Origin of the sequence: Flavobacterium phycosphaerae, from assembly GCF_010119235.1 — a bacterium.
Taxonomy (GTDB): domain Bacteria; phylum Bacteroidota; class Bacteroidia; order Flavobacteriales; family Flavobacteriaceae; genus Flavobacterium; species Flavobacterium phycosphaerae.
Map to the genome: position 1 here is coordinate 2,286,396 of NZ_JAAATZ010000001.1, position 17,164 is coordinate 2,303,559.

General features: G+C 36.7%; 14 protein-coding genes. 6 read left to right on the top strand and 8 right to left on the bottom strand.

Going from position 1 to position 17,164, the window contains the following annotated elements:
• Window positions 1-20 precede the first annotated feature (20 nt).
• The 3 genes from GUU89_RS10140 (at window position 21) to GUU89_RS10150 (ending at window position 5,216) form a co-directional block, all read left to right on the top strand.
• Window positions 21-1,223: an NAD(P)-dependent oxidoreductase gene (locus tag GUU89_RS10140; RefSeq protein ID WP_162127803.1), complete on the top strand. Its 1,203-nt coding sequence runs from the start codon at window positions 21-23 to the stop codon at window positions 1,221-1,223.
• Window positions 1,224-1,435: 212 nt separating this feature from the next.
• Window positions 1,436-3,535 (top strand): glycoside hydrolase family 97 protein, encoded by a 2,100-nt coding sequence (locus GUU89_RS10145; RefSeq protein WP_162127804.1) that lies wholly within the window; start codon window positions 1,436-1,438, stop codon window positions 3,533-3,535.
• Between the two features lie 22 nt (window positions 3,536-3,557).
• A complete protein-coding gene (locus tag GUU89_RS10150; RefSeq protein WP_162127805.1) occupies window positions 3,558-5,216 on the top strand; it encodes an MFS transporter in 1,659 nt (552 codons plus the stop codon).
• A gap of 92 nt (window positions 5,217-5,308) precedes the next feature.
• On the opposite strand, the gene GUU89_RS10155 is transcribed toward GUU89_RS10150, so the two are convergent.
• Window positions 5,309-5,917: a hypothetical protein gene (locus tag GUU89_RS10155; protein ID WP_162127806.1), complete on the bottom strand. Its 609-nt coding sequence runs from the start codon at window positions 5,915-5,917 to the stop codon at window positions 5,309-5,311.
• A 285-nt stretch (window positions 5,918-6,202) separates the two neighbouring features.
• On the opposite strand from GUU89_RS10155, the gene GUU89_RS10160 reads away from it, so the two are divergent.
• Complete coding sequence (locus GUU89_RS10160; protein WP_162127807.1) at window positions 6,203-7,390, top strand: M28 family peptidase; 1,188 nt, start codon at window positions 6,203-6,205, stop codon at window positions 7,388-7,390.
• A gap of 51 nt (window positions 7,391-7,441) precedes the next feature.
• Here GUU89_RS10160 and uvrA read toward each other — a convergent pair whose 3' ends face one another.
• Window positions 7,442-10,231 carry an excinuclease ABC subunit UvrA gene (gene uvrA / locus GUU89_RS10165; protein ID WP_162127808.1) on the bottom strand — a complete coding sequence of 930 codons (2,790 nt, stop codon included), beginning with the start codon at window positions 10,229-10,231 and terminating at the stop codon, window positions 7,442-7,444.
• Window positions 10,232-10,488: 257 nt separating this feature from the next.
• On the opposite strand from uvrA, the gene GUU89_RS10170 reads away from it, so the two are divergent.
• A complete protein-coding gene (locus GUU89_RS10170) occupies window positions 10,489-11,076 on the top strand; it encodes an RNA polymerase sigma factor (protein WP_162127809.1) in 588 nt (195 codons plus the stop codon).
• Window positions 11,077-11,312: 236 nt separating this feature from the next.
• On the opposite strand, the gene GUU89_RS10175 is transcribed toward GUU89_RS10170, so the two are convergent.
• From GUU89_RS10175 to GUU89_RS10185, 3 genes are read right to left on the bottom strand one after another with little or no spacing between them, the layout of a single operon-like run.
• Window positions 11,313-12,077 carry a TIGR02757 family protein gene (locus tag GUU89_RS10175; protein ID WP_162127810.1) on the bottom strand — a complete coding sequence of 255 codons (765 nt, stop codon included), beginning with the start codon at window positions 12,075-12,077 and terminating at the stop codon, window positions 11,313-11,315.
• A complete protein-coding gene (locus GUU89_RS10180) occupies window positions 12,070-13,770 on the bottom strand; it encodes an LIC_10190 family membrane protein (protein WP_162127811.1) in 1,701 nt (566 codons plus the stop codon). Before GUU89_RS10180 ends, GUU89_RS10175 begins: the two co-directional genes overlap by 8 nt.
• A gap of 4 nt (window positions 13,771-13,774) precedes the next feature.
• Window positions 13,775-14,434 (bottom strand): ABC transporter ATP-binding protein, encoded by a 660-nt coding sequence (locus GUU89_RS10185; RefSeq protein ID WP_162127812.1) that lies wholly within the window; start codon window positions 14,432-14,434, stop codon window positions 13,775-13,777.
• Between the two features lie 148 nt (window positions 14,435-14,582).
• Here GUU89_RS10185 and folE point away from each other — a divergent pair, with 148 nt between their 5' ends.
• A complete protein-coding gene (gene folE / locus GUU89_RS10190) occupies window positions 14,583-15,254 on the top strand; it encodes a GTP cyclohydrolase I FolE (protein ID WP_162127813.1) in 672 nt (223 codons plus the stop codon).
• Window positions 15,255-15,299: 45 nt separating this feature from the next.
• Here the strand turns inward: folE and GUU89_RS10195 are convergent, their stop codons facing one another.
• From GUU89_RS10195 to GUU89_RS10205, 3 genes are all read right to left on the bottom strand, one after another.
• Entirely contained in the window at window positions 15,300-15,620 is a 321-nt protein-coding gene (locus tag GUU89_RS10195) for a DUF6787 family protein (RefSeq protein WP_162127814.1), read from the bottom strand.
• 30 nt (window positions 15,621-15,650) lie between these two features.
• The gene (locus tag GUU89_RS10200; protein ID WP_162127815.1) at window positions 15,651-16,082 is read right to left on the bottom strand and encodes a DUF6146 family protein; all 432 of its coding nucleotides are present in this window, start codon (window positions 16,080-16,082) and stop codon (window positions 15,651-15,653) included.
• Window positions 16,083-16,194: 112 nt separating this feature from the next.
• The gene (locus tag GUU89_RS10205; protein WP_162127816.1) at window positions 16,195-17,157 is read right to left on the bottom strand and encodes a D-2-hydroxyacid dehydrogenase; all 963 of its coding nucleotides are present in this window, start codon (window positions 17,155-17,157) and stop codon (window positions 16,195-16,197) included.
• Between the last annotated feature and the right edge of the window lie 7 nt (window positions 17,158-17,164).

The window sequence follows — 17,164 nt, forward strand, 5'->3', positions numbered from 1 at the left end:
GCAAATAAATTGTCCCTAATATGAAATTCGGAATTATAAAAGAAAGAAAAAATCCGCCCGACAGAAGAGTGGTTTTTACCCCTCAGGAATTGCTGCGTCTTCAACAAGAACACCCTGATGCTATCGTAAAAGTTGAGTCTTCGGACATTCGTGTTTTTAAAGATGAAGAATACCGTGATTTAGGTATTGAAGTGGCAGAAGATATCTCGGATTGTGATGTTTTTTTTGGTGTTAAAGAAATTCCGGTAGATTATTTGATTCCGAATAAAAAGTATTTTTTCTTTTCGCATACCATCAAAAAACAAGCGCATAACCGCAAACTTTTACAAGCGATTTTAGCCAAAAATATTGAGTTGTTTGACCACGAAACTATAGTTGATGCTACTAACCGTCGATTGATAGGTTTTGGTCGTTATGCCGGAATCGTGGGAGCTTACAATGGCTTCAGAGCTTTCGGAATTAAATACGATTTGTTCACTTTGCCCAAAGCGGAAACACTAACAAGCAAAGAAGATTTAATCGTTAGATTGAAAAGACAAATCCTACCCAATATCAAGATTGTTTTAACGGGTCACGGTAAAGTAGGAATGGGAGCAAAGGAAATTCTTGATGGCATGAAAGTTAAGCAAGTTGCTGTTGCAGATTTTTTGACAAAAATATACACCCAACCGGTTTACACTCAAATTGATGTTTTGGATTATAACAAAAGACTGGATGGTACAGTTTTGAACAACCAAGATTTTTATAAAAATCCACAAGAATACACCTCCGATTTTGAGCGTTTTACTAAAGTAGCGGATATTTTTATGGCCGGCCATTTTCATGGAAACGGCGCACCGGATATCTTAACCCGTGAAATGCTTCAGGCAGCTGATTGTAAAATCAAAGTGGTGGCTGATATTTCTTGCGATGTAGACGGGCCTATTGCCTGTACTACTAAAGCCTCGACTATAGCGGATCCGTTTTTTGGCTATTTACCTAGCGAAAACAAAGAAGTACCTTATACCCATCCGGGTTCTGTAATGGTAATGTCGGTTGATAATTTGCCTTGCGAATTGCCGAAAGATGCCAGCGAAGGATTTGGTGAAATGTTTATGCAACATGTGATTCCGGCTTTCTTCAATGGCGATAAAGATGGTATTCTGCAACGGGCCAAGATAACCGAAAACGGCAAACTCACCCCGCGATTTGCTTATCTTCAGGATTATGTTGATGAAAAATAAAAAGTATCCCGATTCGTTCGGGATTTTTTTTTGATTACTACTTGCTGTAAAATGCTTTAAGAAATCGTTTTCGTTAATAACTAATTCAAAAGCCTATTTGGTGTTCTTTTAGATAACAGTATTTTTATGAAAATTATAGGTTGATTTATAGATCGTTCTCTTTTTGTAATCAAAAAGAAGCCTATGCCAATCACTTTTGCAAAATACTTTTCATGAAAAAATTATCATTACTGGGGCTGTTGTTTTTTACGATTGCCATTTACGCTCAAAATGTTCAGTCACCTTCCAAAGCCATCAATGTTGCTTTCAAACTTACTGCCGATGGTAAACCAACTTATGCGGTTACTTATAAAACCAAATCCGTTATTTTCGAAAGTAGCTTGGGTATTAAACTAAAAGAAAGTGGTGATTTAGTGGCCAATTTTGCTATCGATAGCATCAAACAGATAACTGCCAATGAAACTTGGCAGCCGGTTTTGGGAGAACAATCCAATATCAAAAACAGCTACAACGAAATGACAATTAACCTTTCGCAAATAGCTTCGGGGAGAAAACTGAATATTGTCTTTCGCGTATTTGATGAAGGTGTGGCCTTTCGCTATGAGTTTCCGAAGCAGCCCAAGCTGAATTATTTTATTGTGACCGATGAAGTTTCACAATTCAATTTGGCCGGAAATCACAAAGCATTCTGGTTTCCGGGTGATTTTGACAGTCAGGAATATCCATATACCGAAACCAAATTGTCAGAAGTAAACACTGATAATATTGATAGAAATAATGGTATTGGTTTAAAATCTATCGCCGGAAAATATGTGATACAGTCGCCATTAATGATGAAATCAGCGGATGGATTGTATATCAATATTTTTGAAGCGGCAGTGGTGAATTATCCTGTAATGCATTTAGATTTAGTGCCAAACGAATATAAACTGACTTCTCACTTGGTTCCTAATGCGATTGGTGATAAAGCTTATTTGCAAACACCGTGTGTTTCGCCTTGGCGAACGATTATGATAAGCAATGACGCTCGTGATATTGTTGGTTCTAAAATGATTTTGAATTTAAATGAGCCTTGTAAACTTGAAGATACTTCCTGGATTAAACCGATGAAATACGTAGGCATTTGGTGGGAAATGCATTTAGGTAAATCAACTTGGGATTATGCCGGTTCGCAAAATGCACAAAATGCTGCCGACGGAAAATTAAAGCCTTCAGGAAGACACGGAGCAACGACTGAAAACACTAAGCGTTATATTGACTTTGCAGCCAAAAACGGTTTTGATGGTGTTTTGGTAGAAGGCTGGAATGTAGGCTGGGAAGATTGGTTTGGCAATTGGAAAGAAGAAGTCTTTGATTTTACTACGCCTTATCCCGATTTTGATTTGAAAGCGGTTAACGACTATGCAAAATCCAAAGGCATAAAAATGATAATGCATCATGAAACTTCAGGTTCTGTAGCTAATTACGAAAGACATTTGGACAGAGCATTGGAATTGATGAAAAAATATGGCTATCCTGCCGCTAAATCGGGGTATGTAGGCCGAATTATACCAAGAGGTGAATACCATGACGGTCAAACAATGGTGAACCATTTTAATTTTGTGGCCCGACGTTTTGCCGATTATAAAATGATGGTGAACTCCCACGAAAGCTCACGCCCAACGGGTTACAGTAGAACATATCCCAATTATATAGCTGCGGAAGCGGCCCGCGGTAATGAGTTTAATGCTTGGAGTAATGGGAATCCGCCAATGCACGAAACGATTTTACCTTTTACCAGATTACTGGGAGGTCCTATGGATTATACTCCGGGGATTTTTGAAATCAAAATGAATATTTATGATGCTACTAAAAAAGAGCAAGTACATACTACTTTGGCAAAACAGTTGGCTTTGTATTTAACAATGTATTCTCCTTTGCAAATGGCTGCTGATTTACCTGAAAATTATGAAAAATACCCCGATGCTTTTCAGTTTATAAAAGACGTAGCGGTTGATTGGCAAGATAGTAAATACCTTGAAGCTGAGCCAGGAGATTATTTAACAGTGGCCCGAAAAGACAAACATTCTGAAAATTGGTTTTTGGGAGCCATTACAGATGAAAATGCCAGAGATACCGAAATTAAATTGGATTTTCTTTCTCCCAACAAAAAATACACAGCCACTATTTATGCTGATGGAGTAGATGCAGATTGGCAAAAAAATCCAAAATCGTATGCTATAAAAACTATACAAGTTACTTCTAAATCAAAAATTAAATTACATTTGGCTAACGGGGGAGGAACTGCCATCAGTTTTAAACCGATCAACTAAATTTAATTAACCAACCAAACTTATGAGTTCAAATCATGTAAAAACCAACTACCCCGCGCTGTATACTTTGATTACAGTATTTTTCTTTTGGGGTTTCATTGCTGCCGGAAACAGTATTTTTATTCCTTTTTGTAAAAGTTATTTTTCGTTAGATCAGTTTCAATCACAGTTAGTCGATTTTGCTTTTTATACAGCCTATTACATAGGAGCACTTTTGTTATTTGCTTTTGGCAATAGTAGTGGTAAAGATGTAGTGGGTAAATGGGGTTACAAACGAAGTATTGTTTATGGTTTGTTGTTTTCAGCCTTAGGTGCCGGAGCCATGATTGTAGCTGTTGAAGCGAATGTTTATGCCGGAATGTTGCTAGGATTGTTCATTGTAGCTTTAGGCTTTTCATTGCAACAAACCGCTGCACAGCCATTTGCTATTTTATTAGGAGACCCAAAAACAGGAGCAAGCCGAGTAAATTTAGGTGGTGGAATCAATTCCTTTGGAACTACTATTGGCCCTATTGTAGTGGCTTTGGCTTTATTTGGCACAGCCGCTTCGGTATCGGAAGATCAGATAAAAAACTTAGAATTAAACAAAGTTATTTTCTTGTATGTTGGCGTTGGACTGTTGTTTTTGGCAGCAGCTGCATTATTCTTTTTTTCTAAAAAAGTGCCTGACGGTAAAGCGAATGAACCTATTGAAAAAGCAAACAAAGCCTTGAGAATGTTGGTAATTATGACCATTTTATTGGCTGCTTGTTTTGTGCCGATTTTTAAAACCTACCAAATCGATACTGCGGCTTATGATCAAGTACAAATGGAAGGCTTGGAACAATACCGAATGTATTGGTTATTCGGTGCCTTAGCCGTTGTGGTTGGAGGATTATTATTGTCATATGCTTCTGCACAAAAGAAAGCGGAAGGTTGGGGTGCCATGCAATATCCGCAGTTGGTTTTAGGGATGTTAGCCATTTTTACTTATGTTGGTGTAGAAGTAGCCATTGGAAGTAATTTAGGAAGTTTATTGAACCTTAAAGAATTCGGTAGTCTGCAATCATCAGATATTGCCCCTTATATTTCCATGTATTGGGGAAGTTTAATGATTGGTCGTTGGGCCGGTGCCATTAGTGTTTTTAATTTAAAAGGAACTAATAAAACCATAGCCTTGATTATTATCCCGTTAATTGCCTTCGGAATTATATTGGGAGTGAACATACTTTCCGGAAAAGACATGAAGCCTTTGTATTATTATGTTTTCTGTGTGTTACTTCAAATTGGCGCTTTCTTTTTAAGTAAAGATAAACCGGCAAGAACCTTAATGATTTTTGGTAGTTTTGGAATGTTAGCTATGCTTATCGGGTTATTTTCATCGGGAACAGTTGCTATTTATGCATTCTTGGCAGGAGGATTGGCTTGTAGTATCATGTGGCCGGCTATTTTTACTTTATCGGTACTTGGTTTAGGAAAATATACTTCACAAGGTTCAGCTTTTTTAATTATGATGATTCTGGGTGGTGGTATTATTCCGCCAATTCAAGGAAAATTATCAGATATCATTGGCATTCACCAATCTTATTTTGTAGCGGTTATTTGTTTTGCTTACCTGACTTTATTTGCTGTGTTGGTAAAAGGTATTTTGAAAAAACAAAACATCGATGTGGATGATATAGAAGTAGAAGGAAGTCACTAATAGTGCAATATATACAAATCAAAAACCCCGCATTGTCTTGCAACTTTGCGGGGTTTTCTTCATCAAAACTCTAACCAATCAAAACTAACCTATTATTTTTCATCTGCTGTTTTTGCTTTTGAACCTTCTCCTCTGTAGTAATAATTACCACCATTATTTGAAGAAGTGTAATCATCATCATCACGGTCGTTGTCATAGTTATAAGAATAACCGTAACTTCCCCAACCTTTGATTTTACCTACCATGTCTACAATATCGCCTCTGTAATTGTACACAATTCGCATTCCGCCAATTTGTGTTAAAGCGTGTCGGTTGTATTTCATATAAACACTGCCAATTCGATTTACCCTATCTCTTGAATCATAGTTGATAAACGTGTTACCAATTCTTCTTACTCTACCGAAACTATCGTGCTCTATAAGAACACCATAATTTACTGGTCTTCGGGCTGCCGTTTTCGCTTCTCTTTTTCCGGCGGTTCTATAATAGTAGTCCCCTTGGCTGTCTTGTGGACGGGTATTAAAATCAAAGTCACCATTTGGAAAAACGAAAAACTCAATGCCTCTTTCTGTAAACGAGATTGGCTCGTCGAAACTATAACGGTTTCTTCTTTCCTCACCAGAAGTGTTTTTGGCTTCTGATGCTTTCGCTGCATTTCCTAACAGTAAAATTCCAGCTACTAAAAGTGTAATTTTTTTCATAATCATGCGTATTTGAGTTTTTTGCTTACTCTTTCGATTTTCAGCTTCTTCGAACAGAAAAGGTTTCTGTTGTTTAGGGTATTTCAATACGTGTGCCACAATACCAAATTCAATTCTTAAGGTTTGATTAATATAATTTAAATGCAAGAAATTCAAATGATTAGAAAGGTTAGACTAGTGCGAGTTTATCAGATTAAAATACTCGACTATCAAAAATGGTATTGTTTTTTTAGTACATTTGGGACCAATTAGTAAACGAATACCACAAAATATTTGATAGCCACAATGAAAAACCTACTATTTTCATTTTCTTTATTACTGCTAACGGCAACGAGTTTTGCCCAAGAGTTTATTCCTTATTATGGCAGTATAGTTGAACAATGTTCACAAACCAACATCACTACAAATTTAACCGAATACCAAAATTTAGGTTTAAAAAAGCGTGGCACACCTGCTTTGCAAAACACACTCGATTGGTTAAAAAATAAATACTTGAGCTATGGTTATACAACGAGTCAAATTCAGGAAGACTCCTATACTTATTCCGGTTCTACCGCTGTTTGTAAAAATTTGATTGTTACCAAAATTGGAACACTATATCCGGATACTTATTTGATTGTTTGTGGTCACTATGACTCTACCGGGGGCACAGGAACCAATGATAATGGTAGCGGTTTGGTTTCTATACTGGAAATCGCTCGATTATTGCAAAATATACCAACCGAGTATTCTATAAAATTCATCAATTTTAGTGGAGAGGAAGACGGTTTAAAAGGAAGTCAGCATTTTGTTTCCTCTGTTGTAAACGGAACTACTCCAAAAATGGATATCCGTTTGGTCTTTAATTTGGATGAAGTGGGTGGCGTAGCGGGCATGACAAATGATACCATCACTTGTGAAAGAGACACCAGTAATTCTCCTTCAACCAACAATTTGCTATCCAGCACTATGACTAATGAGTTAATGACTTGTGTTTCCTTATATTCTCCTTTGAGCGCTTATTTATCTTATGCTTATGCTTCGGATTATATGTCTTTTCAAAGCAATAACGAAATCATCACCGGTTTTTTTGAAACCAATGAAACGACACACAAGCACACCAATACCGATTTACTTATTTATATGGATACCGTATACAATTATAATGTGGCTAAAGCTGCTATTGGTGCCACGATGCATTTTGCCAAAGCCAGTACTTCGGCTTTAGTAAATCAAAATTTTCAGAGTGATTATCAAGTGAGTTTTTATCCCAGTCCGGCCAAAGATACTTTGAATATTAACATCGGAACTATAACTGATTCAGCTTACACTTTTTCACTGATTGATGCACAAGGGAAAGAAGTTTTGCATAAACAAATTGAAAATGCTCATTTAATAGAATCCATTCCATTACAAGGTTTGGCTGGCGGAATGTACTTAGCCATTTTGCAGACAAATACTAAGAAAATCACCAAGAAAATTATTGTAGAATAATTTCAAATTAGAGATAAAAAAAAGCCTTCTGAAATAAAAGGCTTTTTTATTTTACAGTTTATCTTTCAAATAAAAACCGGTAACTGATTTTTTATTTTTTATAATTTCTTCCGGAGTTCCTACAGCCAGTAACTGTCCACCATTTTCACCACCTTCCGGACCCAAATCAATAATCCAGTCGGCACATTTGATTAAATCTAAATTATGTTCAATAACAATAATAGAATGTCCTTTTTCAAGTAAGGCATCAAAGGAAGCCAATAATTTTTTAATGTCATGAAAATGTAAGCCGGTTGTAGGTTCGTCAAAAACAAATAGTGCTTTTTCTTTGGTAACTCCTTTTACTAAAAAGGAAGCCAATTTGATTCGCTGTGCTTCACCACCCGAAAGGGTAGAAGAGGATTGTCCTAATTGTACATAGCCCAAACCAACATCCTGTAAAGGTTGCAGTTTTTGTGTGATTTTGGTTTGTTTGTTTTCGGCAAAAAAAGCAATGGCATCATCAATGGTCATCGTTAGGATATCATCAATGTTTTTGCCTTCAAAGGCCACCTCTAAGACTTCTTTCTTAAAACGTTTTCCGCCACAAGTATCACAAGGTAAGGAAACATCGGCCATGAAAACCATCTCTACGTTTATCGAACCTTCTCCTTTACAAGTTTCACATCGACCTCCATCCACATTAAAAGAGAAATGCTTGGCCTGGTAACCACGAAGTTTAGACAATTTTTCTTTGGCATATAAATCCCGGATATCATCATACGCTTTAATATAGGTCACCGGATTGGAACGTGAACTTCTTCCAATAGGGTTTTGATCTACATATTCAATGTGCTTGATATGCGAAAAACTTCCTTTCATTTCAGTAAACTGTCCGGCTTTGTCTCCTATACCTTCCAATTTTTTCTGCATGGCCGGGAATAAAATTTTCTTTACCAAAGTACTTTTTCCACTGCCGGAAACTCCGGTAATAACGGTCAAGCTTTCTAAAGGGAAAGCCACATCTACATTTTGCAAATTGTTTTCGCGGGCTCCTTTTATTTCAATAAAATTGTTTGATTTACGTCTTTTCTTCGGAATCGAAATTGCTAATTGTCCGTTCAAATATTGAGCCGTTAAAGAATCCGATTTCAGGATTTCATCAAAGGTTCCTTCGGCTACCAATTCTCCTCCAAACGTTCCGGCTTCCGGACCTATATCAATAATTCTGTCTGCAGCTTTCATAATATCTTCATCATGCTCAACCACAATGACGGTGTTCCCTAAATCGCGTAGATTTTTCAAAACCTTAATCAAACGCTCGGTATCTTTTGGGTGTAAACCAATACTGGGTTCGTCTAAAATATACATCGAACCTACCAAACTGCTTCCCAAAGAAGTTGCTAAGTTAATTCGCTGTGATTCTCCTCCGGAAAGAGTGGCTGAGTTTCGATTCAATGTCAGATAATCCAAACCTACATCACTCAAGAAAGCCAGGCGGTTGTTGATTTCAATCAAAAGACGCTTAGCCACTTTAGCATCATACTCCGATAAATTTAATTCATTGAAAAACGGAATCAATCTTTTGATAGACAGGTCTACCAATTCGGAAATAGTTTTGCCTCCAACGGTGATATAATTCGCCTCTTTGCGCAAACGCTTGCCTTTACAAGTGGTGCATTTGGTTTTACCACGATAACGCGATAACATCACGCGATTCTGAATTTTATAGTTTTTCTCCTCTAGTTCCTGAAAGAAATCGTCTAAGCCGGTAAAGAATTTGTTGCCTTTCCAAACCAAGTCTTTTTGTGCTTCTGTTAGTTCAAAGTATGGTTTGTGAATGGGGAAATCAAATTTATAGGCATTGTTTACCAACTGGTCGCGGTACCAACTCATGCTTTCGCCACGCCAAGGATAAATAGCATTTTCATACACGGAAAGCGCTGTATTAGGAATTACTAATTCATCATCAATACCAATAATATTGCCATACCCTTCACAAGTTGGGCAAGCACCATAAGGATTGTTGAAACTGAACAGGTGAATATTAGGTTCTAAAAAAGTAATGCCGTCCAGTTCAAAATTGGCACTGAATTTTAATCGCTTCTTACTATCTAATTCCTGTAAATAGCAAACACCTTTACCTTCAAAGAAAGCGGTTTGCACGGCATCAGCCAATCGATTGTAAAAATCTTCTTCGTCCTTAACAACGATACGGTCGATGATTAGTAAAATGTCTTTGTTATCTAACGAGTGTTGGTCGATTTCATCCAAACGGACCATTTCGTTGTTGACCAAAATACGCGCAAAACCTTGTTGTAAAAGCACTTTAAGCTTGTCTTCCAGTTTTCGACCTTCTTCTAAATGAATAGGAGAAAGGAGTAACCATTTGCTGTCTAATGCAAAAGTTGTAACGGTTTTAACTACATCGGAAACGGTATCTTTTTTTACTTCATTGCCGGATACCGGAGAAAAAGTTTTCCCGATTCGGGCAAAAAGCAGTTTTAAGTAATCATAAATTTCGGTAGAGGTTCCAACGGTTGAACGGGCATTGGTGGTATTCACTTTCTGCTCAATGGCAATGGCCGGAGCAATGCCTTTGATGTATTCTACTTTGGGTTTGTCCAACCTTCCTAAAAACTGACGCGCATAAGAAGATAAACTCTCTACATAACGACGTTGTCCTTCTGCATAAAGCGTATCAAAGGCCAAACTTGATTTTCCGGATCCCGAAAGACCGGTGATAACCACCAATTCATTTCGCGGAATAACAACATCCAAATTTTTTAGATTGTGTATTTGAGCCCCCTTGATGAGGATGTTTTTTTTAGGTTCTAATGTGGCAATATCAGTACTTTTCATAGCAAAAAAAGGGAATGAGCACAAAGATAATCAATTCGTATTGGTATTAAAATTATATCGATAACCGAATTTAAGCAACAGTGTTTAAAGGTCTAATTTGAGTTTTTTTGTTAATTTTTCAATTTAAATTTGTTTATTTGTTTAAAATTATGTTAAATTTGGTTCATAATTAATTCACAAACAATAGTTAGCCTATAGCAAAAAATTACTTTTTAGATTAAAAACTCTCTTTTTAACCCTTACTAAAAGGTAATATTATGGCTAAATCACAACTTCCTGATGCTTTATTAGTGGATAAGTACATTGCCGGCGATGAAAACGCTTTGGCTATACTTGTAACCCGACACCAATCCAAAATTTACGGCTACATCTATTCCAAAGTTTCGGACAGAGATGTGACGGAGGACATTTTCCAGGAAACTTTTTTCAAAGTTATCCATACGCTGAAAACTAAAAAGTACTACAACGAAGAAGGCAAGTTCTTGTCATGGGTTTTACGGATTGCCAGTAATTTGATTATTGACAAATTCAGAAACGACAAAAAAATGCCTTTGAACCGTGATACTGATGAGATATCTGTTTTTTCAAGAATTAAAGACAATGCTTTAAATGTTGAAACCCGTATGATAAAAAATCAGGTGGAAATTGATTTAAAAAACATCATCGAAGAATTGCCTCACGATCAAAAAGAAGTGATTATGATGCGCTATTATTTAGACATGAGTTTTAAAGAAATCTCAGATTATACAGGGGTTAGCGTTAACACTACCTTAGGCAGAATGCGTTATGCCATGACCAATCTCAGAAAAGTAATTGAAAAAAATAAAATTTATTTGCCTTCGTAGACAATAAAGGAGATTTTTTTGCGTTATAGATATAACTAAACCAATTTATAGTTTCTATGGCAAAACTTTACTCTAAACGAAAATTAGCAAAAACAACAATGTTACCCAAAAAAGAAACAATACGATTAATACTTCAATATTCTTGTGCATTGAGTATTATGAAAGTGGGGAATATGAACTTCGAAACTATTGCTAATTAGTAAACCGCCCAATAAATTTTATTGGGCGGTTTGTTTTTAAAATCCTTCGAAAACGCCTAGTCCAAAAAGTGCAAAATCGTATTTGACCGGATCGTTGGCATCCATTTCGCGTAATGCAGTATCTAATTCCAACAATGCTTTGCCGTCATTTTGCTTTCGAGAGAGCAGCCCGAGTTTTCGTGCAACATTGCCTGAATGTACATCCAATGGGCAGGAGAGTGCTGCAGTAGGAATGCTTTTCCAAAGACCAAAATCCACTCCTTTATGGTCATTCCTAACCATCCATCTTAAATACATGTTTAAACGTTTTGCCGCCGAGCCGCTATTGGGATCAGAAATGTGTTTGGTGGTTCGCTGCTGGTGATTGACTTCGAAAAACAACTTTTTAAATACGGAAATACTATCCTGCATTGAAAGTGCTTGCTGATTTTTGGCGAAAGCCATTTCTAAACCACTATGATTGGTGTAAAGGTTTTGCAATCCTTTCATAAATGTGATGCAGTCTTGACCATTAAAAGTGCGGTGTACAAAAGTTTCCAGTGATTCTAAATGATGCTCCTGATGACTCATCACAAAGTCATAAGGCGAATTGCCCAACAGCTCCATTAGTTTTTGGGCATTATTAATAATCATTTTGCGATTCCCCCAAGCTATGGTTGCTGTTAGGAAACCGGCAATTTCTATGTCTTCTTTCAGTGAAAATTGATGCGGAATCTGTATCGGATCACTTTCAATAAATTTCGGATTATTATAGAGCAGTACTTTTTCATCCAGAAAATCTTTGAGCTCTGTTTTAGTCATGACCGGTTATTTTTTGTGCATAGAAACCATCGGCTAAATTAAAGCTCCGCTGTTGCGGCATATAGTGAAAATTGGTTTCAAAATAGATGAGTTGCTCCGAGTTGACCGCCGGTAAATCACCATTACCGGTAATCCAAAATAAAGGCGGGTTTATGGGGGTATGGAACTTTAAATTACCTCTGCTATCACCTTTGTATTTCAAGGAATATTTAGTATTCGGCTCCGGTTGCAGTATGTTTTTTAAATGAAAGAAACTGTTGTCAGCCAGTAAATGGTTAGTGGTAACACTTTTAAAAGAAATAGGAATGAAAACCAATATAGTCACGAGAGTTAAGCTGATTCCGTGTAATGCTATAATATTTTTAGCGTTTTTAAGCAAAATGGTCAGCAGTAACAAACCAAAGAAAAGTGTGTAGTAAACATAAAAACGGTATTGCGGAGAACTAATACATAGTAGTATGAGCAGTAAGATGAAATTTCCGTAAATGACCCATAATTGTTTTCTTGATGCAAATAGTTTACTGATGAAAGGGAACAGGAATAAAGGTAAAAGCGTTGTTAAACCGATGATTCCATCAATTCCGTTATGAAAAAAATACTGTTTAATCATGAACAATACCGAAACATCAGCATATGAATTAAAAGGAATATAGAAAGAATGCAACATGTTTTTACTGAAGAAAAAGTCCATGATTTCGGTCGGGACTTTATAATTCAAATCGGGAAAAGACATGAATTGCAAAGGGAATAAGGGATAACCGGTGAGTGTGATATTTTTTAAAACGAATACTAAAAAGGTTAAAGTGCCAAGCAACTTAATAGAAGTTAACTCTTTATTTACGGTTTTATAATGTTTGAAAAATAACAACAATGGAAAGAGCAAAAGGACTGCGGCAGTAATCTTAATATAAACAGCAAACAAGGCTAACACCGCTATCTTTTTCAGTTGAATGGCTTTAGATACATCATTGTTGTCAAGATAATAGGAAAACAATAAAAAGCTGAAAACATAAACCGGTAAATCAGGTGAAGGCGCGCTAATGAATTGAAAAAGGAAAGCATAAGTAAGTGGTATTAAACCAAAGAGCAAATCAATTTTTCGGTTATGAATGCTAAATTCCTGCCATTTTTGAAAGGTAAAGAAATTCAGTAGGAGCAAAAGAAATCCATTCAAATCATTGAAACGGTCGTACAGAAATGATAAGCTGTACACACTTTGAGTAATATGCCAGCCACTGGTCTGTCCTAAAAATAAATGTAGGTTGGCCAATCCTTTTACTAATCCATACTCATTCAACCATTTAATGGTTTGGATGTAATAGGTTTCATTATCAACAATATAGGGAGCAGTAGCGCATTGTGCCAATATCAGTAGAGAACTAATGCTAAAAATAAGTTTAATCGGTTTGCTGAACGAATTCAATTGTAACAACATCTTTTGCAAAAGTGCTCTTAATAGTGCTTTATTTCTATAACCCAAAAGCAAAGAAATAAACAGTAAAACTAAATGAAACCCAATAGCTATAGGAAACCAAAAAGCCCAGACACTTGCTAAAAGCGTTATACCCAATAACCCTGAAACAACAGTGAAAACAATATCAGTCGGCAGAATTTGCAATCTTTTGGAAAAATAGGTTCCCAAACTGAGGGCGGTCCCAAAAATATAAACCCAACTGAGCAGAATTAGCAGCATAGCGTTATATAATTAAACCGTCTTTCATTACCAGTTTCCGGTCGGCCATATTAGCCAATTCTTCATTATGGGTCACAATAACAAAGGTTTGTCCAAATTCTTCTCGAAGTTTAAAAAACAATTGATGCAAATTTTCTGCAGAGGCCGTATCCAAATTTCCCGAAGGTTCATCGGCAAAAATAACAGCCGGTTTATTAATCAAGGCACGAGCCACAGCCACACGTTGCTGTTCACCACCCGAAAGCTCGTTAGGTTTGTGATGACTTCTTTCGGCCAAACCTAAATAAGCTAACAGTTTTTTGGCTTCCGCTTCGGTTTCCTTTTTGTCTTTTCCGGCTATGAAGGCAGGAATACAAACATTTTCTAAAGCAGTGAATTCGGGTAATAACTGATGAAACTGAAATATAAAACCCAAGTGTAAGTTTCGGAACTTCGACAGGGCTTTGTCATTCATTTTTAATACATTTTCGCCATTGATAACAAGCGACGTTTCATTCGATTTGCCTGCATTGTCAAGCGTTCCGAGTATTTGAAGCAAAGTGGTTTTTCCAGCCCCCGAAGCACCTACAATAGAGACAATTTCTCCTTTTTGAATATGCAAATCAACGCCTTTTAAAACGTGTAAACTATCGTAATATTTATGAATGTTTTTGGCAATTATCATCCGATGCAATTTTTCACAAAGTAACAAAGTATTTTCTTTTAATGGGGAGAATAGGATTTAATTATGGTTGAATAGTTTATAAATTGGTGTTAATTAAAAATATTTGTTTAATTAAAACTTATATTTGTTGAACAAAATATTAATTCTTATGAACACCACCATTGAAAAAGAATTATTTGAACTGATAGGCGACAATCATCAAATGACTTCTGCAGAAACGCCACTAAGACCTGATGCTTTTATCAAATCAGATGAAGAAAAAATGTTCAATATCGAAAACCATTTCCATGCTATTATGGAAGAAATGGGAATGGACATGACAGATGATAGCCTAAAGGGAACGCCTCACAGAGTAGCCAAAATGTTTATTCAGGAAATTTTCTCCGGACTCAACCCGGCCAATAAACCTAAAATTTCGGTTTTTGAAAATTCCTATCACTACGATAAAATGCTGGTGGAAGCCAACATCAGTTTCAACTCAACTTGTGAACATCACTTTTTACCTATCATAGGAAAAACGCACATTGGCTATGTATCCAGCGGAAAAGTGATTGGGTTATCCAAACTAAACCGAATTGTCGATTACTATTCAAGAAGACCACAGGTGCAAGAGCGATTGATTATGCAAATTTTCAACGAATTGAAAACGGTATTAGAAACCGATAGTGTTATAGTGGTCATGGAAGCTAAACACCTTTGTGTGTCTAGTCGAGGTATTAAAGATGAAAGCAGTTATACTTCTACCATTCAGTATGGCGGGATTTTCAACGAGAAAGAACAGCGCAATGATTTCTTTAATTTAATACAACAAGAAAAATAGAGGTTTAGTTACGTTTATATAATTTTTGGTTAGAAGGTCCCGGATTTATTCGGGATTTTCTTTTTCCGGAAACAAGAAACCTAAACCACAACTTTTCAGGAGTTTCTTCTCAAAAGCCCAAAAGAAAGTAAATTGCCCAAACAGAAAACCATAGCTAACCAATAAAACCTGATAAACCGGAAAAATGAGTAGTATGTACAAAGGGTAATAAATCCAACCGGAAATACTTCCTTTTACAATACCGAATAAGGCCAAAATGGGTTTAGAAAGATAAGCCGCCGAAGAACCGGTAACAGCAAATACCACAATAATGACAACCATTTGCCAATTTGATTTGATATGCCAACGCTGTTTAAAATTTGCCATCAAGAGTAAAGTTCCACAAATCTAATCATTTTATGGTCTTGGCACAAATCCTGCCAGTTGTTGTTTATTGACCATTTGAAAATAAATAAAGTAATTATATATCAGATAGTTTACTTCGTATCCATAATGAATGCTGGGGTTGTAATTTATCTCCATTTCGTATAAGTTGGAGTTAAACCGTTGGGGCTGTCTTGCTCGGCTGTTCCATTCGGTTACATAAATCTGATTTCTGTTTTCTAAATAGGTTTCGGAGTAATATCCTCGAGGTTTTGCCTGCCCCAGCAACCAGCTGTTAAAGCCCGAATCAATAATTATCACCTCATATTCTAAAGCATCATTAGCAATCCGAACGGTATCCGAAACTTTAGTATCTGGCGTTTTGGCTTTGGAAGTTATGTTTTTATCAAAATGACAGGAAGCCAAGGCAAACACAAATAAGATAGAGAAAAGTAGCTTTTTCATAACCCTTTATTTCCTGTAAAATTACTAAAAACAACAAGTCTTTGGTACAACTTTAACAAATAAAAAAACCACGCCTTAACGTGGTTTTACAGTACTTGATTATAAAAATCTATTATACATTTTCAACTTTTAACAAGCTTATGATTTGCTCGGCTAATTCGGTGCCAATTCTATCTTGCGCTTCCAAAGTTGCCGCCCCAATATGTGGTGTCAATGAAATTCTTGGGTGCATCAAGATTTTAATTTCCGGTGTAGGCTCGTTTTCAAAAACATCCAAACCAGCAAACAATACTTTATCAGCATCCAACGCTTCAACCAAAGCGACTTCATCAATCACACCACCACGGGCACAGTTTACAATTCCGACGTCTTGTTTCATCAAGTCAAATTCAGCTTTACCAATCACATAACCTTCCTGAGCCGGAACGTGTAGCGTAATAAAATCAGAATGTTTGATAACATCTTCCATTGGCTCGGTCTCAAATTCAACATTGATGAATTGCCCGTTGTAAAAATCTACTTTTACTTCAGCTTTATCAACAAATTTATCGGCTGCAATCACTTTCATGCCCAAGCCCAATGCCATTTTAGCTACAGCTTGTCCAATTCTTCCAAAACCAATTACCCCTAAAGTTTTCCCACGCAATTCAATACCGTTAGCATACGCTTTTTTCAAACCGTCAAAGTTAGTATCACCTTCCAAAGGCATATTTCGGTTCGAATCGTGTAAAAATCGAACTCCGGTAAACAAATGGGCAAATACCAATTCGGCCACACTTTCCGATGACGAAGCCGGCGTATTAATCACATGCAATCCCTTGTTGCGCGCATAATCCACATCAATGTTGTCCATCCCGACACCGCCACGACCAATGATTTTTAGTCCCGGACAGGCATCAATAATATCTTTACGCACTTTGGTGGCGCTTCTTACCAGAATTACGGAAACGTTGTTGGCATTGATATAATTGGCAACTTGCTCTTGAGCTACTTTGGTAGTAATCACTTCAAATCCACCTTTTTCCAGGGCTACGATACCACTTTTTGAAATTCCGTCGTTGGCTAATACTTTCATTTTATGC

Excerpts from the sequence above, each read along its gene's own strand:
- GUU89_RS10140 (WP_162127803.1), top strand. The coding sequence starts at position 21 with ATGAAATTCGGAATTATAAAAGAAAGAAAAAATCCGCCCGACAGAAGA.
- GUU89_RS10145 (WP_162127804.1), top strand. The coding sequence starts at position 1,436 with ATGAAAAAATTATCATTACTGGGGCTGTTGTTTTTTACGATTGCCATT.
- GUU89_RS10150 (WP_162127805.1), top strand. The coding sequence starts at position 3,558 with ATGAGTTCAAATCATGTAAAAACCAACTACCCCGCGCTGTATACTTTG.
- GUU89_RS10155 (WP_162127806.1), bottom strand. The coding sequence starts at position 5,917 with ATGAAAAAAATTACACTTTTAGTAGCTGGAATTTTACTGTTAGGAAAT.
- GUU89_RS10160 (WP_162127807.1), top strand. The coding sequence starts at position 6,203 with ATGAAAAACCTACTATTTTCATTTTCTTTATTACTGCTAACGGCAACG.
- uvrA (WP_162127808.1), bottom strand. The coding sequence starts at position 10,231 with ATGAAAAGTACTGATATTGCCACATTAGAACCTAAAAAAAACATCCTC.
- GUU89_RS10170 (WP_162127809.1), top strand. The coding sequence starts at position 10,489 with ATGGCTAAATCACAACTTCCTGATGCTTTATTAGTGGATAAGTACATT.
- GUU89_RS10175 (WP_162127810.1), bottom strand. The coding sequence starts at position 12,077 with ATGACTAAAACAGAGCTCAAAGATTTTCTGGATGAAAAAGTACTGCTC.
- GUU89_RS10180 (WP_162127811.1), bottom strand. The coding sequence starts at position 13,770 with ATGCTGCTAATTCTGCTCAGTTGGGTTTATATTTTTGGGACCGCCCTC.
- GUU89_RS10185 (WP_162127812.1), bottom strand. The coding sequence starts at position 14,434 with ATGATAATTGCCAAAAACATTCATAAATATTACGATAGTTTACACGTT.
- folE (WP_162127813.1), top strand. The coding sequence starts at position 14,583 with ATGAACACCACCATTGAAAAAGAATTATTTGAACTGATAGGCGACAAT.
- GUU89_RS10195 (WP_162127814.1), bottom strand. The coding sequence starts at position 15,620 with ATGGCAAATTTTAAACAGCGTTGGCATATCAAATCAAATTGGCAAATG.
- GUU89_RS10200 (WP_162127815.1), bottom strand. The coding sequence starts at position 16,082 with ATGAAAAAGCTACTTTTCTCTATCTTATTTGTGTTTGCCTTGGCTTCC.
- GUU89_RS10205 (WP_162127816.1), bottom strand. The coding sequence starts at position 17,157 with ATGAAAGTATTAGCCAACGACGGAATTTCAAAAAGTGGTATCGTAGCC.